This is a genomic window from Aurantimicrobium sp. INA4, from assembly GCF_027924525.1.
GTDB lineage: Bacteria > Actinomycetota > Actinomycetes > Actinomycetales > Microbacteriaceae > Aurantimicrobium.
In genome coordinates this window covers 999,918-1,026,129 of sequence record NZ_AP027040.1, presented here as the reverse complement: position 1 = coordinate 1,026,129, position 26,212 = coordinate 999,918, and the positions used below count along the sequence as shown (strand labels likewise).

The following is a 26,212-nucleotide window of genomic DNA, read 5'->3' as shown; positions in this document are numbered from 1 at the left end:
CAACCGCCAGGGCGTGAATACGAGTCTTTACAGACTCACACTCGTAAGAGGAATATGCCTAACGAATTATTTGACCCACCTGTCTTAGAACCTGGAACGCTGCGCGTTGTCCCACTCGGCGGAGTGGGTGAAATCGGTCGTAACATGACCGTCTATGAACTCAACGGCAAACTTCTCGTTGTTGATTGCGGTGTACTTTTTCCTGAAGAGACCCAGCCGGGTGTGGACCTCATCCTTCCTGACTTCAGCTATATCCGTGACCGGATGGATGACATCCTTGCCATTGTTCTCACGCACGGGCATGAGGATCACATTGGTGCTGTCCCTTATCTTTTGCGTTTGAAAAACGACATTCCTCTGGTGGGCTCCAGCCTGACCCTTGCATTGATTGAAGCCAAGCTCAAAGAACACCGCATTCAGCCATATACGCTTCAAGTCAAGGAGGGGGATAAGGAACAGTTTGGTCCCTATGAACTCGAATTCGTTGCGGTCAATCACTCCATCCCAGATGCGCTTGCCTTAGCTATTCGTTCTGAGGCAGGTCTTGTTCTCCACACGGGTGACTTCAAGATGGACCAGCTTCCACTCGATGGTCGCCTGACAGACCTTCGTGCGTTCGCGCGCCTTGGTGAAGAAGGTGTTGATCTGTTCCTGCCGGACTCAACGAATGCTGATGTCCCCGGATTTACCCCGCTGGAACGAGACATTGGTCCTGTTTTGGAGAGTGTGATTCATCGTTCAAAGCGCCGCGTTATTGTGGCCAGCTTTTCGTCTCACGTTCACCGTGTGCAGCAGGTCATTGATGCTGCAGTGGCAAACGGTCGACACGTTGTGTTGATGGGGCGCTCGATGGTGCGAAACATGGGCATTGCGGCAGAGCTTGGTTATCTCGAGGTTCCAGAGGGAACCATCATCGATGCCAAGAAGGCTGCAGAGCTTCCCGATGATCGCTTGGTGTACATGTCCACTGGTTCTCAAGGTGAGCCCATGGCGGTATTAGCTCGCATGGCAAACCTGGAACATCAGATTGAGGTGGGTCCTGGGGACACCGTGATTCTTGCGTCAAGTTTGATTCCCGGCAATGAGAATGCGGTCTTCCGAGTCATTGATGGGTTAACAAAACTTGGTGCGAAAGTTGTCCATAAAGGCAATGCCAAAGTTCATGTTTCTGGTCACGCTGCAGCGGGGGAGTTGCTTTACTGCTACAACATCCTGCAACCCAAAAATGTTTTCCCTGTGCACGGGGAATACCGCCACTTAGTGGCTAATGCCAACCTTGCGATTGATTCAGGTGTTGATGCTCACCGCACCATCCTGGGAGAAGACGGAACAGTTATTGACCTCAAAGCCGGTATCGCGCGCGTTGTCGGCCAGCTCGATATTGGATATGTCTACGTCGACGGCTCCAGTGTGGGTGAAATCACCGATAACGATCTCAAGGACCGACGCATCCTTGCTGAGGAAGGATTTATTTCCATCATCGTGGTGGTTGACCCTGCCACAGGCAAGATCATTGTTGGTCCAGAGATTCATGCAAAAGGCTTTGCGGAAGATGATGCTGTCTTTGATGAAATCAAGCCTGCTATTGCGAAAGCTCTACAAGAGGCTGCCCATAACGGTGTTCGTGACACGCATTCACTTCAGCAGGTTATTCGCCGTACAGTGGGGCAGTGGGTTTCGAAGAGCTATCGTCGTCGTCCGATGATCATTCCTCTCGTCATCGAGGCATAATTCATCGACAAAGTAGTCGACGCGTGTCGATGATTCGTTTAGGCTAACTGTGTGACCTCAACGAAGAAGCTCAAACAAGCCACGCGTGCAGACGTAGCGCGCATGGCTGGCGTATCTGAGAGCACGGTGAGCTACGCACTGACAGGTGTTCGTCCCATCAGCGAAGAGACCCGTGAGCGTATCGAAGATGCCATGAAGACCTTGGGTTATGTGCCTAATGCAATGGCTCAAGCTTTAGCGAGTAAGAAATCTGGTCTACTAGCCCTTTTGTTTCCGGTTGGGGAGCGAGGCTTTGGTGAAACAGACTTTGAATACGTCGAGGCTGCTACTGCCGCCGCAGCAGAAGATGGCTATCAACTACTCTTGTGGCCTAATGCAGTTGAAGACACGGCTTCTTTACAAAAGATCGTTGCCCAAGGTCTCGTTGAGGGAGTTCTTCTCATGGAGGTTCGCTCTCAAGATCCTCGCGTGAAAGTGCTTCAAGAAAGCGGAACACCATTCTGTTTGATTGGCCGAACAGATGACGCCGAAAACCTTACTTATGTAGACGCAGACTTTTCTCAGTGGGGCCCAATGGCGATTAACCACCTCGTTGACTTGGGACATACCAACATCGGAGTTATTTCGATGAGAGGCGAGCTAGTTGAGGCGGGATACGGGCCTGTAGTACGAACCGAAGCACCATTGATTGACCTTGCTCAACGTATGGGCGTCACTGTCACGATGAAGCATCCCAAGGCCACAATTAGGGCGGGACGCCTGGCATTTGAAGAGTTGCTTCAAGAGCAACCTGGAATTACGGCAATTATTGGCTTCAACGAACCAGCAATCATTGGAGCAATTGAAGTTGCTGGAGCTCGAGGGATGAACATTCCTCAAGACTTATCTGTCTTGAGTTTTGGCCTTTCTGAAGAAGCGGCAACCATGACGGTGCCAGCCCAAACCACAATCAACGTCGATGGACCAGAGCTGGGACGCATGGCTGTGCAGTACCTCATTGCTCGGCTTAATGGAGACAAAAAATCGGTACTCCAGAAGCTCACTCAACCTCAGTTTTTCGACCGGGGTAGTACGGGTCCTGCCCCGCAATTTAGCGGCTGAATCAACAAATTAGCTCTTGAATCACGATTTGATTACGAAAGCAGAAAACACTCTTTTCTGGGTAGACAGGAAGACAAATCATTAGGTAGATTTCTCTGTATCGACGCGCGTCGACGACCCGCGTCAACCTGGAAGCACCAAAGAAGTTGCGTGGCCAAATCGGTCACCACTGAGAAAGGTAATTACACATGAAGGTAAGCAAGCGCGGTCTCCGCGTCGCTGCAGCTGTTGCTGCAGGTGCGCTCACCCTCGGCACTCTCTCCGGATGTGCCGCTGGTGGAAACGACAGCAAGACATTCACCGTCTGGTGGTACTCAGGTGAAGACACCGCACAGTACGTAGCATGGACCGAGGCTCTTGACGAGTTCAAGGCAGCACACCCAGACGTAACAGTTAACTTCGAATTCAAGACCTGGGAACAGATCGAGAAGTCAGGTAACTCCATCCTCGACTCCGACAAGGCACCTGACCTTTCCGAGTGGAACAAGGGTAACGGTACCGCTGGTGCAGCTTCTCAGGCTGGTCTGCTGACCAACCTTGAAGACTACGCAGCACAGTACGGTTGGACCGACCTCCTTCCTGAGTCTGCTCAGCAGGTTGGTCGCTACACCGACGGCCTCATGGGTAACGGTGACCTCTACGGTGTACCTACCTACGGTGAGTACGTAGGTTGGTTCTACAACGCAGATGTTCTCGCTGCTAACGGCATCGATGCAACCGCACTGACCAGCCAGGCTGACCTTGAAGCAGCATTCGCCAAGCTCGTTGCAGCAGGTATCACCCCTATCGCAGCAGCTGACTACATGCTCGTTCACCTTGCATACAACCTGACCCTTAACAAGGCAGACAACGCTTGGGTAAACGCTTACCAGTTCTTCGATGGCAACGTTGACTTCAACGATGCTGCATTCACTCAGGCATCTGAGCAGATCCAGAGCTGGACTCAAAAGGGATACATCGCATCTAGCGCATCTGGTGCTACCGCTGACGACGCTGTCGCAGCATTCACCAGCGGTACCTCACCATTCATGCCTGGTGGTACCTGGCTCGATGGAACCGTTGCTAAGGCTGCTACCTTCAAGTGGGGCAAGATCCTCAACCCAGGTAACGCTGTATCAACCGGTTCTGCAGGTAACATCTGGGTTATCCCAGCTAAGGGTAAGAACCCTGACCTCGCTGCTGAGTTCATTAACCTGACTCTCCAGCCAAAGGCTCAGAACACGATGGCAAACAACGGTGGTCTTCCACTGCTCGCAACCGAGCTTGGTGACAACCCCACCACTGCTATCACCCTTCCTCTGTTCCAGCAGCTCGTTGCGGACAACGGTCTTGGTTTCTACCCTGACTGGCCCGTATCTGGTTACTACGACATCCTCAAGGCTGCCGTTATTGACCTCGTAGCTGGTAACACCACTCCTGCGCAGTACCGCGAAGCAATTGGCTCGTACTACGAAGAGAACAAGCCCTAACTTGTGACGATGGGCTCACGCCCACCACACTGAAAGGCAACAAATCCGGTGCGGTGTCCTCCGCGGCACCGCACCGGATTTTCTTTCTTGCACCAACATCACCGCGGAAGTAGTCTCATTTCAACTGAGCTAACACCGCCCCAGTAGCTTTCCGTTCCTCCTGACAATGAGGTCACAATGACTGCAGTAACTTCTGAAAAAAAACGCAAGACAAGTAAGAAGTCCTCACTTTCTACAGGCGTTTACTGGCCCTATATGATTCCAGGGCTCGTTGCCTTCACACTCATTGTTATCGTCTCCTTTGTTTGGAACATTTATCTGTCCTTCACTAAGTGGAATGGACTCGGTACACCAAAGTGGATTGGCCTTGAGAACTACCAAAAGCTCATGGTTGATGACACATTCTGGCAGTCCTTCCTCCACTCCGTAGTCTTTATTTTTGCCATGGCAATCGTTCCCACGATTCTTGGCCTACTCATCGCAGCAGCACTTTTCGACTACATCTCTCCACGATTTGGCAATGTGACATCTGCGGGCGCACGCGCCGGATTCTTCTTACCCCAAATCATCCCCATTCCTATTGCAGGTTTGCTCTGGACCTGGATGCTTTCCTCGCAGACAGGTATCGTCAACAAGGTTCTTACCGACTGGGGACATCCAGAATGGGCGCAAAACTGGTTGGGAGACGCCAACTGGGCAATGTTCTCCGTCACCATTGTGTTGATCTGGATTCAGGTTGGTTACACAATCGTGATTTTCATGTCAGGTCTAGCTCGCGCTGATCAGTCAGTACACGAAGCTGCTGCAATTGATGGCGCATCTTGGTTCCAGCGTTTCAGAATCATTACTCTCAACCAGCTTGCTCCTGAGATCGCTGTAGTTCTATTGACCACGACAGTGGCCGCACTCAAGGTTTTCGCCCCGGTTTATGTCATGACACAGGGTGGTCCTGGTACTGCAACAACAGTTCCCGCCTACTACTCATACTTCAACTTCATCCAAACAAGTAAGGTCGGCTATGGTGCCGCAATTGCTACAGTCCTGGCTCTCTTACTTATCGTGATGTCGCTGATTATTTTCCGTTACCAGAACAAGCAGGGGGAAAACCGATGAGCACTGCAATCATGGTGGAAAACACCCTCAACCCTGATTCCCGCAAGCAGCCCAAAATCAGCAAAAAAGGTAAGGGTGGCTTCAACAAGCGCACTCCAGTTTCCTGGCTTGTCGTTGCATTTATTGTTGCCAGCGCACTGGCATGGATCTCGCCGCTGTATCTTGCATTCGTTAACTCGGTCAAGACTCCTGAAGAGTACGTAACTTCTGGTCCGCTACGTTTGCCTGAGCAAATTAGCTTTGAAGGAATTTTGAACTTCTGGGAAAAAGCAGATTTCACCCTCAAGCTGTGGAACTCATTCCAGATCAGTTTCTTCGTTGCTCTCTTTGGTGTTGCATTGAGCTTTTTCACAGCCTATGCAATTGGCATTGGTAAAGTCCGGGGTCGTTTCTGGATTCTTGGACTCTTCTTGGTAGCTTTCACCATTCCTGGTGAAGCTCTGATGTATCCACTTCTCCGCATGGCCAAGATGGTTGGTCTATATGACAACATTTGGTCTTTGATCATCATCTTTGCTGTTCTACAGAGTGCTTTTGGAACCTATCTCATTGCCTCAGTGATGTCCGACTTCCCAACAGAGTTGCTTGAAGCGGCAAAAATAGATGGCGCAGGTAGTTGGAGACTAATGAAGGACATCGTCTTCCCGCTAGTTCGACCAACTTTGACAGTTCTTATGGTGTTCTTCTTCATTTGGACGTGGAATGAGTTCCTTCTTCCTCTGGTTATGCTGCCCTCTAACGACAGTCAAACGGTTGCACTCTCGATGGGTCTAGCTTCTGGCCAGTACACCAGCGACCCAACAACTCAAGCTGCGGCCGCGCTAGTGGGTATTCTCCCCACACTTTTGTTCTTCCTGATCTTCCAGCGCACGCTCCTCAAGGGTGTAACGATGGGATCGGTCAAGTAACAACTTTGGGTTGATGGGACGCCCTGTCCCATCAACCCACTTTTTTCCTGTCTATCGACGCGCGTCGATGTCGGAACCCTTTTCAGCAATATTTATGAATCAACAAACGAAAGAAGTAATCAATGTCAGATTCCGTTTTCCTCACTGGCGATGAAAACTGGTGGCGCCAGGCGGTTGTTTATCAGGTCTACCCACGCTCTTTCAAAGACTCTAATGGCGACGGCTTGGGAGATATCAAGGGCATAACCTCCAAAGTCGATTACATTGCTCAGCTAGGTGTTGATGCAATCTGGCTCAGTCCCTTCTATCCTTCTGCTCTCGCTGACGGAGGTTACGACGTAGCGGATTACCGGGACGTTGATCCAAAGTTGGGAACACTCGCAGACTTTGATGAAATGATCGCTACCTACCACGCTCGGGGGATCAGGGTATTCGTTGACATCGTTCCTAACCACTCTTCTGATCTGCACGCTTGGTTCCAAGAAGCTCTCGCATCCGAGCCTGGTTCTGCTGCGCGTGATCGTTACATCTTCCGTGACGGCAAGGGTGAAAACGGTGAGCTTCCGCCAAATAGTTGGCCTTCACACTTTGGGCCCACCGGCTGGACTCGCACAACTAACCCAGATGGAACCCCTGGACAGTGGTACCTCCATTTATTCGCTCCAGAGCAGCCAGACTGGAACTGGGATAACGAAGACGTTATCCAAGACTTCAAGAAAACTCTTCGTTTTTGGGCAGATCGCGGTGTCGATGGTTTCCGCATCGACGTAGCACATGCCATGAAAAAGGATATGTCAGAGCCTTATCCTGAGATCAAGAATTACGAGATGGAAAACATCCCGTTGGACGGCTCTCACCACCTCTTTGACCGCGATGATGTCATGGAAATCTACAAAGGGTGGCGTGAAATTTTCAACTCCTACAACCCACCCCGCGTCGCTGTTGCAGAAGCTTGGGTGCCTGCGGAGCGTCGAACACGCTATGCAAGTGCAGAAACGTTGGGGCAAGCCTTCAACTTTGACCTGCTCAGCGCACCCTGGTCGGCGAAAAAATTCAAAAAAACTATTGAATTCAACATCGCACTTTCTCAAGAATCAGGATCATCATCTACTTGGGTTCTTTCTAACCACGATGTGATTCGTCACGCCACTCGCTACGGACTTCCGAAGAAGACCAATTTTGAGAAGTGGGTCATGACAGACGGTATTAACCCCGAACTTGACCGAGAAAAAGGGCTTACTCGTGCCCGTGCAGCAACAATGTTACTGCTCGCGCTTCCTGGCAGCACCTATCTTTACCAAGGTGAAGAACTTGGTCTTTTTGAGGTTGCTGACCTCCCAGGGCAGGTTCTTCAGGATCCCATGTGGTTACGTGATGGTATGACCCGTAAGGGTCGCGATGGTTGTCGCGTGCCATTGCCTTGGGAAAAGACTGGTTCTTCCTTTGGTTTCGGTACCGGATCTGCTCACCTGCCTCAGCCAACCTGGTTTGCTGGCTACTCGGTTGAATTTGAAGAAAGCCAGGAAGATTCAACGCTCAAGCTCTACAGAGAAGCTCTCAAGCTTCGGAAAGAACTTCTCACCGATGAAACTCTTGAGTTTGTTCCAAGCAAGCGCAAGGTAGTTCACTTTGTGAGACCAAACGGATGGCACAACATAACAAACTTCGGGAAGAAGCCAGTGGCACTTCCCGCAGGCACGGTTCGACTCACCAGTGCTCCTCTCGTGGATGGCAAGCTTCCGGGTAATGCTTCCGCGTGGATTACGCAATAGGGGATCCCTCCCTCCGCTCGAATGGCCTGCAATCTCAACGATTGCAGGCCATTCGTTTATCTAAACACTCGCCTGTAATACTGCGGAAAGTCGGTGCCCTCGCGTAGTTTTGAAGGCATGGCTTCAGGCTCTCAATCGCGTGGTCGCACAAGTGGCGGTTCTCGTTCGCGTACCTCGAGTAGCAAGAAGTCTCAGCCTGCATCAACAAGTCGATCAACGTCCTCCAACGGAGGAAGCCAGTACACCGGTATCGCGTGGCTCTGGATGAGCATGGCTCATCTAGCTGGAGGTGCCGCTCGCATGCTGGGACCGGAAAAGTTTTCTAAAGAAGAACGTCGTGATGGCGTGCCATTCACGCTGGTAGTTCTAGCCGTCATTGGTGCAGTTACTCAGTGGTTTTTGCCGAATAATGAAATTGCTCAAACCATCAATGATTGGACTTTTGGAGGATTGTTTGGGCGAATCGCCTATGCGCTTCCTGTAGTGATGTTGTTAACGGCAATTTGGCTTTTCCGCCATCCAAGCTCGGTCAATGACAACAACCGTATCGGTGTTGGCCTCTTTTTGCTGCTGATGGCTTCTTCAGGTTTGGCGCAGATTTTCGGGGGCCAACCGGATCCTTCTGAAGGCGTAGCGGCCCTTGCAGATGCAGGTGGGGTACTGGGCTGGGTGATCGCTGCTCCGGTTGCCCTCATCATTACGCCTGTAGGTGCTGTTGTCGTCATGATTGCGCTGATCGCGCTATCACTGTTGATCATTACCAAGACTCCACCAAACCGCATCGGAGCACGGTTACGTGAGCTGTACTCATATCTGTTTGGCTCAAATGCGGAGCAAGAAAGCAAAGACACAGGCTCGATTGAGATTCTCGAACTAGATCCAGTGGAAGCGTCATCTCTGCCCTGGTGGCGCAGAAATGCAAGCAAACGTGAGACTGAAGCAGCTTTTGATACCCCTGTCATTACTGATCCTGCGGCCAATGCTGTTGATTTAGCTGCAACTCGTGAAATGTCTGACGTGGACATCATTGAAGAACTCGCCAACGCAGAACAAGCTGTACGCGCATTCCAAACGGGTGAGGTCGCGACTGATCATGATTTTGTGGTTTCTCAAGACGATGTTTCGACCGCGCCGGTCGCCGTGGTTGCTTCGACAGCTGAAGAAGCTGGTGTTGATGAATCTGTGGTCCCACGAGTTACGGCTCCCAAAGCGCCACCTGTGGTGTACCGCCTACCTCCGGCTAACTCATTAGCTGCAGGTGCCCCAGCAAAGACACGTTCTGCAGCGAATGATGAGGCGGTCAGGGCAATCACAGAAGTACTCAAGCAATTCGCAGTAGACGCCACTGTCACTGGATTTAGTCGTGGGCCAACAGTGACACGGTATGAGATTGAACTTGGGCCTGGTGTAAAGGTCGAACGAGTCACAGCGCTGTCGAAGAATCTCTCCTATGCAGTTGCTTCTAATGAGGTTCGAATCCTCTCGCCGATTCCCGGCAAGAGTGCCATTGGTATAGAAATCCCAAATACCGACAGAGAAATTGTCACCCTGGGGGATGTTCTGCGCTCTAATGCATCATCTTCGAGTGAGCACCCTATGACAATCGGAGTGGGGAAAGATGTTGAGGGTGGCTTTGTCGTTGCGAACCTAGCCAAAATGCCCCATCTTCTTGTCGCAGGTTCTACAGGTTCTGGTAAATCAAGCTTCGTCAACTCCATGATCACCAGCATCTTGATGCGGTCAACTCCCGCTGAGGTACGCATGGTTCTTGTCGATCCTAAGCGGGTTGAGTTAGCACCCTATGCAGGTGTTCCACACCTGATTACCCCCATCATTACGAATCCCAAAAAAGCTGCAGAAGCTCTTCAATGGGTCGTAAAAGAGATGGATATGCGTTATGACGACCTGGCAAGTTTTGGGTTCCGTCACATCGATGATTTCAACCGTGCCGTGATCAAAAATGACATTGTTTTGCCTCCTGGTAGTGAGAGAGAACTGCGTCCTTATCCTTATCTCCTCGTCGTTGTTGATGAGCTCGCTGACCTGATGATGGTTGCGCCACGAGATGTCGAGGATTCTGTAGTTCGAATTACTCAACTCGCACGAGCTTCGGGAATTCACTTAGTTTTGGCAACTCAGCGACCCTCGGTCGATGTAGTAACCGGTTTGATCAAAGCTAATGTTCCCTCGCGTCTAGCGTTTGCGGTAACGAGCGTTACAGACTCACGCGTTATTCTCGACCAGCCGGGTGCTGACAAGCTCATTGGCCAAGGAGATGCTCTCTTTCTCCCTATGGGGGCTAACAAGCCCATTCGAGTTCAAGGTGCCTGGGTTTCTGAAGAAGAAATTCACAAGGTAGTCACCCACGTCACTAGGCAAGCACGACCTGAATACCGTCAGGATGTTGCCGCTGCAGCAGAGCGCAAAGAAATCGATGCAGACATCGGAGATGACCTCGACGTACTGCTTCAAGCTGTTGAGCTTGTCGTTTCCACGCAGTTTGGTTCGACATCAATGTTGCAACGCAAACTTCGCGTTGGTTTCGCTAAAGCTGGCCGTTTGATGGATCTGATGGAAAGCCGGGGCATCGTTGGACCTTCTGAAGGGTCCAAGGCTCGAGATGTTCTGGTATCTCAGGAACAGCTTGCAGGTGTACTAGCCACTCTCCGCGGCGAAGATGCTCCCGCTGCAGCAGCTCCCGCGGGAAACGTCAATGTGATGGCTTCAGAAGACCCTTACGGGCATGATCCTGTCGCAGCCATGACGACAGGCCATGAGGAAGTTGATGGGGATGACGGCAATGAAGATGCCTGGCAACTCACTGGCCGGGACTAGCCTGAAGCTATGAAGCACGTACCGAACATCATCACCATTGTTCGCATCTTTTTTGCGCCGGTATTTATCTGGATGCTCCTGACCGCAGGCGATGACGTGAACTCTCCTCTGAGGTGGTGGGGTGCCGGACTTTTTGTTTTCGGCATGGCAACAGATGGAATCGATGGCTACCTTGCTCGTAAATACAACGTGGTCAGTGATTTCGGGAAGCTTCTTGACCCCATTGCTGACAAAGTACTGACCGGCGGCGCACTGATAACACTGTCAATACTGGGTGAACTTCCCTGGTGGGTCACCGGCCTGATTCTGCTTCGCGAAATTGGCATCACGGTATATCGATTTGCCGTACTCAGCGATCATGTCATCCCTGCTTCTCGTGGCGGCAAAATCAAGACAATCACTCAGTTTGTTGCCATTACCTGCGCGTTGCTTCCCCTTCAAATATTTATGGGAACTGCTGCTGACGTATTGAACACAATCTTGATGTCTGCAGCCACCATCATCACCGTTTGGACAGGTATCGACTATCTTCTTGATGCCCGCAGGCAAACCAAGAAGCTTGCCTCAACAGGTAACTAGTGATGACCTCCGAGCTTATTCAGCGCCTCACTGAGCGAGGAATCACTGTTGCTGTTGCCGAATCTCTGACCGGTGGCCTACTTGCAGCTCATCTCACCGAAGTTCCCGGCGCATCTGCTGTCTTTCGTGGCGGCATTGTTGCCTACGCGACTGATCTTAAACATGAGCTATTAGGCATTGACAGTGCTCTTCTTGAGCAACGTGGTCCCGTTGATTCGAAAGTCGCCAAACTAATGGCTGTCGGTGTTGCCAACAAACTCTCGGCGGACATTGGGCTTGCAACTACCGGGGTTGCTGGACCAGATTCACAAGGCGGTGTCGAGGTAGGGACTATCTTTATTGCCTGTGTGGGGCAGGGGAGTGAAACAGTAGAAGAACACCATTTTGAGGGCACGAGAAATGAAATCCGCGCACTCACTGTTCAAGCTGCACTCGCGCTTCTTGCAAGGCACGTCAATTAGTTGTCATTCTCGGGAATAAATCTCGCGTAACCTAAGTTGATACAAGAAGACTCACATCTTGTTTTCAGGTTTGTGTGACTAACATAGTGATGTAGATGAAGAGGAACCGAATGGTTCACCAGCGTAGGGAGGCACCATGATTCTTGTTCGACAGGAAATCGGCGATGTTCTGCGCGACTACCGCTTGCAGAAAGGTCGCACACTGCGACAGGTTGCGAGCAAGGCTAGCGTTGCACTCGGGTATCTGAGTGAGGTCGAACGCGGGCAAAAGGAAGCGAGTTCTGAGATTCTTGCCGCTGTGGCAGATGCTCTGGACACTCCAATTTCACAAATTATGCGTGAAGTGGGCGATCGTTTAGCAGTCATTGAAGGTATTGAGCCTATGCGCGCAATCCCCGACACTGTTCCTGACGAGTTCGTCAACGATTTCGTAGCTACTCGCTAGTAGTTTTTGTGCGCCTCAGCGAATTTTGGCGCGCCGTCTCAGACGAGTTCGGTGAGGCATACGGACATGTCTTAGTCAATGACTTGGTCTTGTCTGAACTAGGTTCACTAACTTCTGCCGAGGCTCTGCGGAAGGGTATTCCTGCACGATCTGTCTGGCTAGCCCTGGTCAAAGCAGCTGACGTTCCCGAGTCACGATGGTATGGCGTCGGCTTACCCGAGCCTAAGAAGTAATTTCCAACACGCCGTCATTTGTTCGAATATGTATTCGAAAACGGCTAGTCTCCTACACATGCACTTGTTTGCACGTGTTATCCCCGAAGCAGCACCTCAGGCAGTCAATGTCCGTGGCTACTTCTACGGTGAAATACGTCCGAATAGGAGCATCCGCCTTGTCGTAAGCGCCCCGCAGCGCCCGCCCCGCCTTCACCGGCCGGTCGGTAGCGGAGGAGTAGCACGGCAGCCGATAGGCGAATCACCCTCGATATGTAAAGGAGACGGCCATGGCATCCGCCGCTGACCGCGAAAAAGCACTAGAAACAGCACTAGCCCAAATTGACCGCCAGTTCGGTAAAGGTTCCGTCATGCGCCTGGGAAGCGATGAACGCGCTCCCGTCGAGGTGATCCCGACAGGATCAATCGCACTTGATGTTGCTCTCGGTATCGGGGGACTTCCTCGTGGCCGTATTGTCGAGATCTACGGTCCAGAGTCATCCGGTAAAACCACACTGACACTGCACGCAATTGCTAATGTGCAAAAGCAGGGCGGCATCGCCGCCTTTATCGATGCTGAACACGCACTCGACCCTGAATACGCCAAGAAGCTTGGTGTTGATATCGATGCTCTTCTTGTTTCTCAGCCTGATACTGGTGAACAAGCATTAGAGATTGCAGACATGCTTGTTCGCTCAGGATCTATTGATCTCATCGTCATTGACTCTGTCGCGGCTTTGGTGCCTCGTGCAGAAATTGAAGGCGAAATGGGAGACTCCCACGTGGGTCTGCAGGCACGTTTGATGTCTCAGGCGCTGCGTAAGCTCACCGGCGGATTGAACTCCACCAACACCACCATGATCTTCATCAACCAGCTGCGTGAAAAGATTGGTGTGTTCTTCGGAAGCCCAGAAACAACTGCGGGTGGTAAAGCTTTGAAGTTCTATGCTTCCGTGCGTCTGGATATTCGCCGCATTGAAACGCTCAAGGACGGTACCGATGCTGTCGGTAACCGCACACGCGTCAAGGTCGTCAAGAACAAGATGGCACCACCGTTCAAACAGGCAGAATTCGACATTCTCTACGGAACTGGTATCTCCCGTGAAGGAAGCCTCCTGGACTTTGGCGTCGATCACGGAATCGTCAAGAAGTCTGGTGCCTGGTACACCTACGAAGCAGACCAGCTTGGTCAGGGTAAAGAAAACTCACGTAACTTCCTGATTGAAAACCCTGTCGTGGCGCTAGAAATCGAACAAAAGATTCTCGCAAAGCTTGGTGTTGGCGCGGCAGCTGCGGAAGCTGCTGCAGTTGAAGCAGCCGCAACTGCAACCGAGGTCGAACCAGACTTCGAGGCAGTTGAAGAGGTCCGTAAGGGAGCCTGAGTTTCGTGACAAACGTCACATTCTTACCCTGGGTTGATCCAGAACAGAATCAACCCGTTGCCTCACCTGTGAATGCAGGTGAGGCAACGGGGCACTCACATGATGTCCCTGAGGGAGTGTCTCATTTAAGTGCTGTGTTGTTCACAGAGGTTGAGCAAACAGAAGAAGTTTCTGTAGCAGGGTTTGATCTTGATGCACTGGAGCAGAGTTTGCTCAGAAAACTCAACACACAGGATATGTCTGTGTTTGAAGTTCAACAGTGGCTTGGAAGTAAAGATGCACCCGAAGCGGATGCGGCTGAATTGGTAGCAAAATGCGAGCGTTTGAACTATCTCAATGATGAACGTTTAGCGTATGAGCTTGTTTCTCGACTGAGCGAGCGAAAAGGCAAAAGCAAAAGTGTCATTGCCAGGGAACTGCGCCAACGAGGAATCTCAACTGCATTGATTAGCGCTGCCGTGGAATCTATCGACGACGATGACGAATTACACAAAGCAACTGAACTGGCTTGTCAAAGAGTTCGACAATTTTCACGGCTCGACGATGTCACAGCCGAACGCCGCTTGGTTGGTTTTCTCAGCAGAAGAGGATATTCAACGGACATAGTTCGTGCGGCGTGTAAAGAAGCTTTGAGTTCTAGGTCCTAAGCTTTCTAGAGTGCTCAATGACATTCTCAATAGTCCCTATGCGGTCGTTGCCGCTTTACTTGTCATCATCGTGTACATCACGTGGGGCTATCGCCGCAGGAAGTAGGAACCATGTTTGACCCCACTCCAGAAGAACAAGTTGAAACTCCTGCTAAACCTCTTTCCCCCAAACAACAAGCTGCACGTTTGAAGGCCAAAAAGCGAAATGTTGTTGCTGTGATTATCTGTGGTGTGTTGTGTGTTGTTCTCGGGGTTGTTTCAGCAGTTCTTCCTTCAGATGTTGCTACCCCATGGATGTTTGCCAGCTATGCAGCTGGATATGTTGGAGTTCTCTGGGGACTAGCTGCACTGTGGGCCCATTACATGGGACCAAACTCGGCAAAGTAAACTGGACTTCTATGTCCAGTCCGAGTGAAGCTCCCACATTCATCCCCGCTTCTGAAGCGGCTGTTGATGAATCTGGTCGTCGGCGTACCTATGAGGTACGAACATTTGGATGCCAGATGAACGTTCACGATAGTGAACGTCTTGCCGGAGCTATGGAAGCAGCTGGGTACATCAAGTTTGATCTGGCTGCCGAAGCAGAAGCTGATCCTGACCTCAAACGCAGCGCCAGCTCGCCACAACCTGATGTCGTTGTGATCAACACATGTGCAGTGCGTGAAAACGCGGATAACAAACTTTATGGAAACCTTGGGCACTTGGCCCGCGTTAAAGAGAAGCACAAGGGTTTACAGATCGCTGTGGGTGGATGCCTTGCCCAAAAAGATCAAGCTCTCGTTCTCAAAAAAGCTCCTTGGGTCGATGTCGTCTTTGGAACCCACAACATGGGGTCCCTTCCGGGCTTGTTGGAGCGCTCTCGCCATAACAACAAAGCCCAATTAGAGATTCTGGAATCTCTCGAAACTTTCCCCTCAACGCTTCCTACCAAGCGTGACTCAACCTATTCGGGGTGGGTATCCATTTCAGTGGGGTGCAACAATACATGCACCTTCTGTATCGTGCCCAGCTTGCGCGGTAAAGAACGCGACCGTCGTCCTGGGGAAGTCCTCAACGAGGTCAAGGCGTTAGTTGACCAGGGGGCCATTGAGGTTACTTTGCTTGGCCAGAACGTCAACACCTATGGTGTTGAATTTGGTGACAAGGGGGCTTTTGCCAAGCTTCTCCGTGCCTGCGGAGAGATTGACGGCTTAGAACGAGTACGTTTCACAAGCCCTCACCCTGCAGCCTTTACTGATGATGTGATAGCTGCCATGGCAGAAACTCATAACGTCATGCCTCAGCTTCACATGCCTTTGCAATCCGGGTCTGATGCCATATTGAAGGCTATGCGTCGCAGCTATCGCAGTGACAAGTACTTGGGCATCTTGCAACGTGTTCGTGACGCGATGCCTCATGCGGCAATCAGCACCGACATCATTGTTGGTTTTCCTGGTGAAACCGAAGAAGATTTTGAGGAAACTCTTCGCGTAGTTCGCGAGGCACGGTTCGCTACCGCGTTCACTTTCCAATACTCCAAGCGCCCGGGAACACCTGCCGCAGAGATGGACAACCAAGTTCCTAAAGCTGTTGTTCAGGAGAGATATGAACGACTTGTTGAACTTCAAAATGACATTGCATGGCAAGAAAATAAGAAGCAAATTGGTCGCGAAGTACACGTCCTCGTAGCAAACGGTGAAGGTCGTAAAGACGCTGCTACAGAGCGTATGAGTGGTCGTGCTGAAGATTCACGCCTGGTGCACTTTCAGGTGACCCCAGGTAGTGAAATCCCACGCCCTGGTGACGTTGTCACTGTCACAATTACCGAAGCAGCACCTTTCCACCTTCTCGCAGATGATCCTTTAGGAGCACCGGTAAAGGTGCGTCGCACGATTGCAGGGGATGCATGGGATCGTGAGCAAGCGGAAAGCTGTGGTGTTCCTTCAACCGGCGGTGCCAAAAACTTGGGTTCGACTTCTATCCCGGTTGTTGGATTAGGTATGCCCACGCTTCGAGTCTCAACAACACCTATCTACGATCTAGAAGACGGGCAGCGTTAGGGTGACGGATATCACCCAAATCATTGCGATTGTGGGCGCAACCGGAACCGGAAAAACAGAACTCTCCTTAGATGTGGCTCAAGCTCTCGCCGCGCAAGGGGTCGCTGCTGAGATTGTCAATGCTGACGCGATGCAGCTTTATGCAGGCATGGATATTGGTACAGCCAAATTGCCTCCACTGCAGCGCAGAGGGATCCCTCATCACATGTTTGACGTGTTAGACGTCACGACAGAGGCGGCAGTTGCCGATTATCAAGTACAAGCCCGTCAAATTATTGAAGAGATCCACTCTCGCGGCAACATTGCCATTCTCGTTGGGGGATCGGGCCTATATGTCAGCAGTGTTCTATTCGATTTCGAATTTCCCGGACATGATGATCAGGTTCGTGAAGACCTTGAACGTGAATTTGAACGAGACGGAATAAAGCCACTTTATGCTCGCTTGAAAGAGCTGGCGCCCGAAGCAGCAGAGCGCATAAATTCTCAGAATGCACGTCGAGTAATTAGGGCATTGGAAGTCCTTGAAGTCACCGGCAATACCGCATCCTTGGGGACGCTTCCTGAAGAAACTCGATATTGGAAGCCCACAGTCATCATTGGTTTAGAAGAAGACCGCGAAGTTCTCGTGAAAAGACTTGATGCTCGTGTTGAAAGTATGTGGGAAGAAGGGCTACTCGATGAGGTTGAGAGTTTGATTCCTTTGGGCATCGAGCAGGGGATTACAGCTCGTCGTGCCATTGGGTATGCCCAAGCTTTAGCTCAGCTAGCTGGTGAAATGACACAGGAAAAAGCAATCGCTGAAACACAGAGCATCACACGCAGATATGCCCGCAGACAAGTCAGTTGGTTTAAGCGGTATTCAGATCTTGTCTGGTTGCCCGCAGGTAATCCCCAGAACGTTGTCGAAGTTCTTCACAGAATTCACACTTAAACTGAACTCATGGCTATTTCGCTGCACTTCACCAAGGGTCACGGCACAGGTAACGACTTTGTGCTCTACACAGACCCTGAGGGTGAACTTCCGCTGACTCCTAGTCAGATAGCTGCACTGTGTGACCGGCATTTTGGAATTGGTGCAGACGGTGTCATCCGTGCTGTAAAGAGTAGCAAGCTCAATCGCAAGCATGAGCCTGGACAGATTGTTTCTGATCCTGCTGGCGCAGCAGCGCTGGAAGAAGATTCGGCAGCTGAGTGGTTCATGGATTACTACAACTCTGATGGTTCACTGAGTGAGATGTGCGGAAACGGCATACGTGTTTATGCCAAATACCTGCTAGAAACTGGATTGGCAGTGATCAATCCCGGTGAGACTCTCGCTATTGGGACACGAGCAGGGGTCCGTGATCTCACTGCCCAGGGGGCAAGCTTCCAAGTAGATATGGGGCGCTGGAGTTTTGCCGGTGGTGAACCAGTTGTCAAGGTTGATGGTGTGCCTGTAGCGCGTCCTGGTCTGGGAATAAATGTGGGGAACCCTCACGTCATTGCGGCTTTCGCGGATGATGCTGAGCTCGATGCAGCAGATCTTTCGCATGCTCCACGTTTAGAACCAGCATTACCTGAGGGCGCAAATGTGGAACTGGTTGTTCCTCGCGACCCGCTGGTCAAAGATGGTGTTGGCCATATCCGCATGCGAGTTCACGAACGCGGTTCGGGGGAGACTCTCTCGTGTGGAACTGGTGTTGTGGCTGCAGCTTTGGCAACCCGCCACTGGGCTGGTGAAGGAGCTCCCCATAACTGGAAAGTGGATGTTCCCGGAGGAACGCTTGCCGTGCGCATGTTCCCCACCGAAGAAGGCGAACACGTCGCATTGTCTGGTCCTGCCGAACTTGTCTACACGGGAGTTGTTGAACTTGCTTAAATCCATCCTCTTAGGAGCCACCGCCATTGTTACCGCAGTTACCTTGACGGGCTGTAATCAAATTCCGAGCTTTGATGCAAACGATAAAGCCGCGAACACAGCAGCCTGCGAGTCTGTGAGCACAACGTGGGAAACCCTCAACGCAGCTTTTAGCAGTGGAGATATTCTCGGTTTGCCTGCAGCGATTGTGAGTGTTCCCAGTCAACTCGATCAGGTGCTTTCTGGAGCAACAGATCAGCAACTCAAAGAATCACTCAACGGTTTGAAATCACAGGTTCAATCCATTGTGGATGGCAACCAACCTGACGTGAGTGCCTTGGTTGCCTCCGGTGTTGGAATTTCAGCTAGGTGTGCAATTTTGGGGGCAACGGTTGATCTCCAGCTGCCCCAAATCCCTTAGGAGACGCGCGTCACGTTGATGATGCGGAAACCCTTTCGGGTGTCTTCACGAGTAACAGAATGTGTTGAAGCAAATTCGCTGCTGAGCCATTTCTCAAAAGAGTCAGCTCCGAGGTGTTTTGCCACAACCAGATAAGCCTGACCGCCGATGTTCAGGCGAGGAAGCCAGGTGTGCATGATGGCGTGTAGTTCAGCTTTACCAACCCGAATAGGGGGATTCGACCACATCAGATCAAAACAGAGTTGGGGATCTATCTGATCTGGCACTGAGGCGGTGATGTTATCGAGGTTCAAACGTTCTGCATTGCGTCTTGTAAGCTCCAGTGCACGCTGATTGACATCAACGGCATAGATATGTGCCGCAGGAGCTTCTAGGGCCAGCGTGAGGGCAAGTGGGCCCCATCCACATCCAATATCGAGAAAATTACCGGTTTGAGGTGGAGTTGGAACGCTGTAGAGCAGCTGTTCAGTCCCGGCATCAATATGATCGGGGCTAAAAATGCCACCAGCAGTCTCAACGGTGTAATCACCGTGGGCGAGACGAACTTTGATTTCTGCCGTGGTGAAATGACCGCCGGGCTGTGCCGAAAAGTAGTGCTCTGTCTTCTTTTCGGTCATACAAACAGGCTACTGCAGTGAAAACTAGCCGACAGTCACGTTCCAGGACCCATTGGCCTGGATTGTGACGACCGATGGTCCAGCAGAAATAGGCCCACGCTGGTCAACCATTGTTGTGGAATTCACCAAAGTGAGAGCTGATGCGGAAGGGCCAAAGTATTGAGTGACCACAATGCCTTGGTTAGGTGTGAAGGTTTGTGCGTGAAGAGTTGCTGCGCCACCGCCGTAGAGGTAAACAGTGTCATCGTGAGTGTCGGTTGCAGTGGTCAGAGGGCCCTGGGGTGCACTTGAGATTGGGGAGATCAGAACAGACCAGGTGACATTCTGATTGGTTGTAATTTTCAACGCCCCAGGTGTTTGTCCAGCAGTCGCTACCAAACCAAACGCTGTGGTACCAGTGTAAGAATCCGCACTTACAACGAGAGTGTCAATGACGGTGGTGTTGTCGGTGGCAAGAACTTCAACGGTGAAGGAATCGTTGCTGAGGTTGGTGGTGTCTATCTTGACCAGACCAGCAGTGATGTTGTTTCCGAAGTCGACAACTTTTGTTCCGGTTTGGTTGAGGCGGCTAACAGGAGCGAAAGTTCCATAGGTTTTATCTGCCCAGGTGGATACCGGAGTCACTGTGGGGCTAGGAGTTGGACTTGAGGTTTTTGTTGGTGTCGGGGTAGGTGTTGGTGTTGGGGTCACCGTGGGGGTGGGAGTCTTTGTGGGTGTTGCAGTGGGGTGAGGAGTTGGTGTCACCGTGGGAATACCTGTGTTGGTGGGCTCTGGCTTGGGTGCAGAGTTAGAAACTGCAACGAAAACGACCAATGCAACCACAATGACCGCAGCTAGTGCGCTGACAATAATCCAGGGAAGCTTGGATGAAGTTGGTTTAGGCGTTGGTGCAGACACAAGTACTCCTCATAGAAAAAGCCCACGTGATGACGTAGACCGTACTTCCAGTGTACTTGCTTACACCTTTTCGGGTAAGAGTTCTGGGCCAGCACAACCCTTGGTGGGGCAACCATCGTCGGGAGCTCCCGGGTACATCATGCAGCCACCTAGAACGATTTCACCTTTGGCGACCTGCTCAAAAGCGTCAGGGGCTGGAAAGCCATAGACAATAGGCACAAGTGCGGCCCCACAGTTCGGGCAAGTTTCTGTGCTCATGCTCACATCCTAACCACAGCTCTGGGGTAAATCCCCAGCATTGAGCGCTATCTTGGAGGTAATGAGTAGTGAATCTTCCGATGAGGTCGTAGACCGCGTGCTTGCTCGCGCCGGTGCGAAAGATCAAGCACGTGTTTCTGTCTTTTCCTCTGGTCGAGCGCAGGCATTGAGCGATGATGCTTCCGTAACTCATGATGATTCTTTTGACGGTGAACAACAGGATTTAGCAGACCGTATTTCGCTACGCCGTGTTCAAGGCCTCTCCACTGAACTCGAAGATGTCACTGAGGTTGAATACCGTCAGGTTCGACTTGAAAACGTAGTCCTCATCGGGGTCTATCCCAAAGGTCAGACAGAGGATGGAGAAAACTCTCTGCGTGAACTAGCAGCGCTGTGTGAAACAGCTGGCGCTCGGGTGCTTGATGGTGTCATCCAAATGCGTCCCATGCCAGATCCAGCTACCTATTTAGGCCGTGGAAAAACTCAAGAACTTAGGGATCTCGTTGCTGCACTCGGGGCTGACACCGTTGTGGCAGATACTGAGTTGGCACCTTCCCAACGTCGTGCTTTGGAAGACGAGGTTAAGGTCAAAGTCATTGACAGAACTGCTGTCATTCTTGATATTTTTAGCCAGCATGCCAAAAGCAGAGAAGGTAAAGCTCAGGTCGAACTGGCTCAAATGCAATACATGCTTCCTCGATTGCGTGGTTGGGGTGAATCGATGTCCCGCCAGGCAGGTGGCCAGGTCGGTAGTGCTGGGGCTGGTATGGGGTCTCGTGGTCCTGGTGAAACCAAGATTGAGTTAGATCGCCGTCGAATCAACACACGCATGGCTAAATTGCGTAAGCAGATTGCCGCGATGAAACCAGCGCGTGATACCAAGCGTGCAAACCGTAAACGCAACGCCATTCCCTCTGTAGCAATTACCGGGTACACCAATGCAGGTAAATCCTCACTTCTCAATCGAATTACACGTGCGGGTGTGCTTGTTGAGAATGCCTTATTTGCTACCTTGGACGCCACAGTTCGGCAGGCAAAAACAGCTGATGGGAGAAATTACACTCTCGTCGACACGGTAGGTTTTGTCAGAAACCTTCCGCATCAACTGGTTGAAGCCTTCCGTTCCACAATCGAAGAAGTAGCTGACGCTGACCTGATCATTCACGTCGTTGACGCCTCCCACCCAGATCCTGCATCTCAAATTCGAACAGTCAGGGAAGTCATTGGTGAGGCTGACGCTTCCGATATTCCCGAGCAGATTGTCTTCAATAAATCTGACCTCATCGACGACAACACCAGGCTTCTTCTGCGCGGACTTGAACCTTCCGCACTGTTTGCTTCAGCCCGCACGGGTGAAGGCATTGAAGACGTTCTGCAGGTAATTGCTGACAGGATCCCAACCCCAGATGTTCCTGTTGTCTTAGTTATTCCCTATGACAGAGGTGAAGTTGTCTCTGCTCTTCACGCGAAAGCAGTGATTGATTCCACTGAATATGTTGAAGAGGGAACACTCATTCATGCTCGTGTCAAAAAGGCAGATGTATCTCAGTTTGAGCAATTTATTTCTGCTTAGTTCGGCAGAATACCCAGTTCTTTGAATTGTGCTGCCAAGCCAGCACCGTCTGGGGCGTAGACCCACGGCGCATTGCCTGCCTTGCTATGTTCTTCAGCTTTCTTGCGACCACCAGCAAGAACTGCCTCACCATTGGAGAGTTGGCGAATTGCCACAGCTTTCACGCTGGAAGGAACATCTTTTTCGAAAGCTGCATAAATGGATTCGTCATGCTGTCCGTCATCCCCGACAAGAATCCATTTCACATGTGGAAATTCTGAAGCCAGTCTGCGAAGTTGCGTTTCTTTGTGTTGGCGTCCCGAACGGAACATCCGATCGTGAGTGGGTCCCCAATCCGTCAGAAGCAGTGTTCCTTGCGGATATAGGTTGCGGCCGAGGAATCTGCGCAAGGTCGGAGCCACATTCCATGCACCGGTTGATAGATACACCACGGGCATACCTTCTTGAATATGTGCTACCCGGGAAAGGAAAACAGCCATTCCAGGTGTCGGTACTCGGGCGTGTTCGTCCAACACAAAAGAGTTCCAGGCAGCTAAAAAAGGACGTGGCAGCGCCGTCACCATGACGGTGTCATCAACATCACATACCAAACCCACAGATGCAGCGGGAGAAATGACATAAATAGTTGCTTCTGCGACTTCAGAGTCCTCCGAATGGATTCTCACAATGTGTTCACCAGGCGTGAGCTTCATGGGCAGCTGCACGTCAACGACGCCGCCACGGTCAGCAAGGACAGTAGTTTCATAGCCATTGATGGCTATGGTGACACTGACTTCATTAATTGGAACCGACGTGAAAGAACGCCAACCTCTAACGCTTTCTGAACGCTTTTGCATTTTCTTCGCTGCACGCGAACCAGGTCGAGGATTTCTTGTGAGGAGAACACGACAGAGAACACGAACCCATTCGGTTGTGCCGTAACCGGGGTAGGGGACAACAGTGACGGCATAGCCGCGTTTGCGGGCGCGCTTTTCTCGATAGGCGTGAAAGCGGTCCTCGATGCGTGCTGCGCGGTGCATGACATCTTGAGTCAGCTCAGCAGCGGTCGAGGGTTTTTTGCTCTTCACGTCGTTCAGTTTGCCACGAATTAGGAACCGAGAGGATTCTCGACCGTACGGGGGTCACTATCTCCTGGCTCATCCATGTAGCGCTCTTGGCTCTTTTCGATACGTTTTTTGATCAGGGCAAACCCAATGATGATAACGACGACAATGCCTAGGAATAAGAAGCCGGCCCAGTCATACTTCGCGGCAAAGGCTTCATATTGATCCTTGAGCACTGCAGCCAGAGTTACATAGACCACAGCCCAAATTGTGCAGGAGGCACTCGTCCATGCGATGAATTTCTTGTAGGTCATCCGAGTCATGCCGACAGTCAACGGCACCATCGAATGCAAAATGGGCAAAAACCTGCTGACAAACACAGCAATCCCACCGCGGCGGTCAATGTAGTTTTCCGCTTGTTCCCAGCGGTGATGACCGATCTTTTTACCCAACCAGCTGCGGCGGATGTGTGGGCCAAAATACTTTCCAACAAAAAAACCAATGGTTTCTCCGGTGAGCGATCCAATGATCACCATCACGACCATGAAAATGTATTCCGGGAAGTTGCTAATTGCTGTTGAAGAAATAATGACAACTGTGTCGCCTGGAATAACGAGCCCCACCAAGAAGGAAGTTTCCAACATGATGAGGAACGAGGCTAAAAGAGTTCTGGTTACTGGATCAATGGACGCAACTAAAGCGAGCAGGTAGTTGATGATGTCATTCATGAGGTCACCGGAAGTTTTTCAGTTTGGCCAGCATAAAAATTGCGCCACACGTTCAGGCGCTCATGATTCACTCTTAATGTTGGACCATTAACCCAAGAAAGTGCTGAACGTATGCCGTGAAGTGCGTTAAGTGCATACAACTCGCAACCTTCAATATCGGCAGGTGTAGCCCATCGCTCCTCGACCTCGATGCCCTGGCCGCGAAGAATGTCTCTCAGAACGCTAACTGTTACGCTGTCGACGCGTAACGCTTCCAGCGGAGGCATGAGTACGGTTTCGCCCTCAACCCACACTAAGCACGTGGTTGAACCATCTACGATTCGTCCTAGGGAATCCAGGATGACCGCATCTTCTGCACCTTGTTTTTGTGCGTGAGCACGAATCTCGTTCAAGGCTGGAATGTCAGGGCCTTTGATGGCTGGTTCTTTCCGGGGATCCGTTACTGAGGTTGAGAGCACAATTGTGTCTTTGAGCGGTGGAGCTGGCCGAATCCACACCTCGAGCTCTCCGCGCTCGGTGAGATCTATGCGTGGGAACCAGGCACCCTCCCGGGGAAGGGCTGATGTGACCGTTTCCAGGAAAGCATCCACCGAACGGACTAAACCTTGCCGATGTGCGGAGGTGGTGAAGCGTTCAAGATGACGCTGAAAACCAACAACCTTCCCGTCATTGAGAAGAAAAGAATCTGCGACGTACAGGGGTATTTCAGGCGCCCCAGTGATATCCACGAGTTCTGTGCCATTCCAGCGCAAACGTAAGACATCCACAGCCCTAGGCTAGTACGGTGACCGAACGTTTACGGCGAGTGCCACTTCAGAAGTGGGTTGATCCTGCTGTGGCGTATCGCGCGCTTGCTTCTGACGAACCTCGGTCAATTTGGCTTGATGCAGGGCCTGAAGCAACAACTGGTCTGTCCTACATTTCTCTGCCCACCTCAAAAGTTCTGATGGAAAACGTTGCCGAGGGTGATGTCACCATTTTTGAACGACTCAGAACCGAGATTGAACACGATTTCGCAGTGGATACTTCTGTCGCCGCAGATAACGGTTTCGCCCTGGGCTGGGTTGGTTGGTTAGGTTATGAGCTTGCTTCCCATACAGCAGGTGTCCCTACAGCGGATTCTCTGACCCCCGACGCTTATTTTGTTTACGTTGACTGGGCTCTTGAATTTGATCATTCCCGTCATGCAGTTGATCTTCTTTACCTTGGGAGCGATGACCAGGCCCAACTGAAGTGTGCTGAAATTCAAGAGCTGTTTTCTCAACCGAACAGTCACATAGTCGATCACACAAGCTTTATTGACCGTGTTGAGTGGCGCCATCAACCCGAGCGCTATAAGCAGATGGTCCAAGAATGTTTGGACGCCATTACTGCTGGAGATGCATACCAGTTATGCCTGACCAACCAGGCCATGGTTTCTGGAACCTTTAACCCCACGCAGGTCTATCTTTCTCTTCGACAAGAAAACCCCAGCCACCATGGGGGAATTCTCGTCTTTGAAGATGTTGCACTACTTTCGAGTAGTCCCGAGGTCTTCCTCACCGTTGATACTGCAGGAAAGATCACGACAAAGCCCATCAAAGGAACGCGAAAGAGAGGGCTAACCACAGGGGAAGACGCCGCGCTCGCGGAAGAACTCGTTTCCAGTGAGAAAGAACGCGCTGAAAATCTGATGATTGTCGACTTGATGCGTAACGACATTGGCAAAGTTGCCCAGCTGGGGACAGTCACAGTTGAGGAGCTTTTGACCGTGGAGAGCTATGAAAATGTGCACCAGCTTGTCTCCACAGTCACTGCGAAGTTGGCGCCCGGAATGACCGCTATTGATGCTCTGGAGGCGTCATTTCCTGCGGGATCCATGACTGGCGCCCCGAAAATTAGTGCAATGACTCTGCTTCATAACTTGGAGCAGGGTCCTCGAGGAATTTATTCAGGTGCTTTTGGTTTCCTTGGAATTGATGGAGCTGCCAACTTTGCCATGGTCATTCGCAGCATTGTGCTGACGGACCAGGGCGCAATGATTGGCACAGGTGGGGGAATTACTAGTGGATCGATTCCTGACGCAGAGTTGGAAGAGACCAGAATCAAGATAGCTCCGCTGTTGAAGGCATTAGGGGTCGATTCAAACCGGTATTCTTAGAAGG

The 26,212-nt window shown here is 51.3% G+C and carries 26 protein-coding genes; 20 read left to right on the top strand and 6 right to left on the bottom strand.

Annotated features, from left to right (window positions below; all coding sequences use genetic code 11):
* Positions 1 to 54: 54 nt before the first annotated feature.
* The 18 genes from AINA4_RS05065 to AINA4_RS04980 all read left to right on the top strand — a co-directional run bounded on the left by AINA4_RS05065 (position 55) and on the right by AINA4_RS04980 (position 18,952).
* Positions 55 to 1,731, top strand: coding sequence for a ribonuclease J (locus AINA4_RS05065; RefSeq protein ID WP_281786410.1), 1,677 nt, complete (start codon positions 55 to 57; stop codon positions 1,729 to 1,731).
* Between the two features lie 51 nt (positions 1,732 to 1,782).
* Positions 1,783 to 2,832: a LacI family DNA-binding transcriptional regulator gene (locus AINA4_RS05060; RefSeq protein WP_281786409.1), complete on the top strand. Its 1,050-nt coding sequence runs from the start codon at positions 1,783 to 1,785 to the stop codon at positions 2,830 to 2,832.
* Between the two features lie 188 nt (positions 2,833 to 3,020).
* Entirely contained in the window at positions 3,021 to 4,301 is a 1,281-nt protein-coding gene (locus AINA4_RS05055; protein ID WP_281786408.1) for an ABC transporter substrate-binding protein, read from the top strand.
* A 177-nt stretch (positions 4,302 to 4,478) separates the two neighbouring features.
* Positions 4,479 to 5,414, top strand: coding sequence for a sugar ABC transporter permease (locus tag AINA4_RS05050; RefSeq protein ID WP_281786407.1), 936 nt, complete (start codon positions 4,479 to 4,481; stop codon positions 5,412 to 5,414).
* The gene (locus AINA4_RS05045) at positions 5,411 to 6,322 is read left to right on the top strand and encodes a carbohydrate ABC transporter permease (RefSeq protein WP_281786406.1); all 912 of its coding nucleotides are present in this window, start codon (positions 5,411 to 5,413) and stop codon (positions 6,320 to 6,322) included. Before AINA4_RS05050 ends, AINA4_RS05045 begins: the two co-directional genes overlap by 4 nt.
* Before the next feature lie 122 nt (positions 6,323 to 6,444).
* Positions 6,445 to 8,094 carry a glycoside hydrolase family 13 protein gene (locus AINA4_RS05040; RefSeq protein WP_281786405.1) on the top strand — a complete coding sequence of 550 codons (1,650 nt, stop codon included), beginning with the start codon at positions 6,445 to 6,447 and terminating at the stop codon, positions 8,092 to 8,094.
* Between the two features lie 117 nt (positions 8,095 to 8,211).
* Positions 8,212 to 10,929: a DNA translocase FtsK gene (locus AINA4_RS05035; protein WP_281786404.1), complete on the top strand. Its 2,718-nt coding sequence runs from the start codon at positions 8,212 to 8,214 to the stop codon at positions 10,927 to 10,929.
* Between the two features lie 9 nt (positions 10,930 to 10,938).
* Entirely contained in the window at positions 10,939 to 11,508 is a 570-nt protein-coding gene (gene pgsA, locus AINA4_RS05030) for a CDP-diacylglycerol--glycerol-3-phosphate 3-phosphatidyltransferase (RefSeq protein WP_281786403.1), read from the top strand.
* A gap of 2 nt (positions 11,509 to 11,510) precedes the next feature.
* Positions 11,511 to 11,969 carry a CinA family protein gene (locus AINA4_RS05025; protein WP_281786402.1) on the top strand — a complete coding sequence of 153 codons (459 nt, stop codon included), beginning with the start codon at positions 11,511 to 11,513 and terminating at the stop codon, positions 11,967 to 11,969.
* Positions 11,970 to 12,105: 136 nt separating this feature from the next.
* On the top strand, positions 12,106 to 12,414 hold the full coding sequence (locus AINA4_RS05020; RefSeq protein WP_096380689.1) for a helix-turn-helix transcriptional regulator: 309 nt from the start codon (positions 12,106 to 12,108) through the stop codon (positions 12,412 to 12,414).
* 8 nt (positions 12,415 to 12,422) lie between these two features.
* The gene (locus AINA4_RS05015) at positions 12,423 to 12,647 is read left to right on the top strand and encodes a DUF3046 domain-containing protein (RefSeq protein ID WP_281786401.1); all 225 of its coding nucleotides are present in this window, start codon (positions 12,423 to 12,425) and stop codon (positions 12,645 to 12,647) included.
* 269 nt (positions 12,648 to 12,916) lie between these two features.
* Positions 12,917 to 14,008, top strand: a complete 1,092-nt coding sequence (recA, locus tag AINA4_RS05010) for a recombinase RecA (RefSeq protein WP_281786400.1) — start codon at positions 12,917 to 12,919, stop codon at positions 14,006 to 14,008.
* A gap of 5 nt (positions 14,009 to 14,013) precedes the next feature.
* The gene (locus tag AINA4_RS05005) at positions 14,014 to 14,655 is read left to right on the top strand and encodes a regulatory protein RecX (protein ID WP_281786399.1); all 642 of its coding nucleotides are present in this window, start codon (positions 14,014 to 14,016) and stop codon (positions 14,653 to 14,655) included.
* Between the two features lie 111 nt (positions 14,656 to 14,766).
* Positions 14,767 to 15,042 carry a hypothetical protein gene (locus AINA4_RS05000; protein WP_281786398.1) on the top strand — a complete coding sequence of 92 codons (276 nt, stop codon included), beginning with the start codon at positions 14,767 to 14,769 and terminating at the stop codon, positions 15,040 to 15,042.
* A gap of 11 nt (positions 15,043 to 15,053) precedes the next feature.
* On the top strand, positions 15,054 to 16,694 hold the full coding sequence (gene miaB, locus AINA4_RS04995; protein WP_281786397.1) for a tRNA (N6-isopentenyl adenosine(37)-C2)-methylthiotransferase MiaB: 1,641 nt from the start codon (positions 15,054 to 15,056) through the stop codon (positions 16,692 to 16,694).
* A gap of 10 nt (positions 16,695 to 16,704) precedes the next feature.
* On the top strand, positions 16,705 to 17,625 hold the full coding sequence (gene miaA, locus AINA4_RS04990) for a tRNA (adenosine(37)-N6)-dimethylallyltransferase MiaA (RefSeq protein ID WP_281787644.1): 921 nt from the start codon (positions 16,705 to 16,707) through the stop codon (positions 17,623 to 17,625).
* A 9-nt stretch (positions 17,626 to 17,634) separates the two neighbouring features.
* Entirely contained in the window at positions 17,635 to 18,552 is a 918-nt protein-coding gene (dapF, locus tag AINA4_RS04985; RefSeq protein ID WP_281786396.1) for a diaminopimelate epimerase, read from the top strand.
* On the top strand, positions 18,545 to 18,952 hold the full coding sequence (locus AINA4_RS04980) for a hypothetical protein (RefSeq protein WP_281786395.1): 408 nt from the start codon (positions 18,545 to 18,547) through the stop codon (positions 18,950 to 18,952). Before dapF ends, AINA4_RS04980 begins: the two co-directional genes overlap by 8 nt.
* Here AINA4_RS04980 and AINA4_RS04975 read toward each other — a convergent pair.
* The 3 genes from AINA4_RS04975 to AINA4_RS04965 are packed head-to-tail and all read right to left on the bottom strand — an operon-like array spanning position 18,949 to position 20,724.
* On the bottom strand, positions 18,949 to 19,569 hold the full coding sequence (locus AINA4_RS04975) for a methyltransferase (RefSeq protein ID WP_281786394.1): 621 nt from the start codon (positions 19,567 to 19,569) through the stop codon (positions 18,949 to 18,951). The genes AINA4_RS04980 and AINA4_RS04975 overlap by 4 nt on opposite strands.
* 24 nt (positions 19,570 to 19,593) lie before the next feature.
* Positions 19,594 to 20,466 carry a hypothetical protein gene (locus tag AINA4_RS04970; protein WP_281786393.1) on the bottom strand — a complete coding sequence of 291 codons (873 nt, stop codon included), beginning with the start codon at positions 20,464 to 20,466 and terminating at the stop codon, positions 19,594 to 19,596.
* 60 nt (positions 20,467 to 20,526) lie between these two features.
* On the bottom strand, positions 20,527 to 20,724 hold the full coding sequence (locus AINA4_RS04965) for a hypothetical protein (protein WP_281786392.1): 198 nt from the start codon (positions 20,722 to 20,724) through the stop codon (positions 20,527 to 20,529).
* 61 nt (positions 20,725 to 20,785) lie between these two features.
* Between AINA4_RS04965 and hflX the strand changes: the two genes are divergently transcribed.
* Entirely contained in the window at positions 20,786 to 22,297 is a 1,512-nt protein-coding gene (hflX, locus tag AINA4_RS04960; RefSeq protein WP_281786391.1) for a GTPase HflX, read from the top strand.
* Here the strand turns inward: hflX and AINA4_RS04955 are convergent.
* From AINA4_RS04955 to AINA4_RS04945, 3 genes are read right to left on the bottom strand one after another with little or no spacing between them, the layout of a single operon-like run.
* Positions 22,294 to 23,364: a phosphatase domain-containing protein gene (locus AINA4_RS04955; protein WP_348773298.1), complete on the bottom strand. Its 1,071-nt coding sequence runs from the start codon at positions 23,362 to 23,364 to the stop codon at positions 22,294 to 22,296. The genes hflX and AINA4_RS04955 overlap by 4 nt on opposite strands.
* A gap of 20 nt (positions 23,365 to 23,384) precedes the next feature.
* Positions 23,385 to 24,068: a DedA family protein gene (locus tag AINA4_RS04950; RefSeq protein ID WP_281786390.1), complete on the bottom strand. Its 684-nt coding sequence runs from the start codon at positions 24,066 to 24,068 to the stop codon at positions 23,385 to 23,387.
* Positions 24,065 to 24,835 (bottom strand): aminotransferase class IV, encoded by a 771-nt coding sequence (locus AINA4_RS04945; RefSeq protein ID WP_281786389.1) that lies wholly within the window; start codon positions 24,833 to 24,835, stop codon positions 24,065 to 24,067. Before AINA4_RS04945 ends, AINA4_RS04950 begins: the two co-directional genes overlap by 4 nt.
* 17 nt (positions 24,836 to 24,852) lie before the next feature.
* Between AINA4_RS04945 and pabB the strand changes: the two genes are divergently transcribed.
* On the top strand, positions 24,853 to 26,208 hold the full coding sequence (gene pabB, locus AINA4_RS04940; RefSeq protein ID WP_281786388.1) for an aminodeoxychorismate synthase component I: 1,356 nt from the start codon (positions 24,853 to 24,855) through the stop codon (positions 26,206 to 26,208).
* Positions 26,209 to 26,212 lie beyond the last annotated feature (4 nt).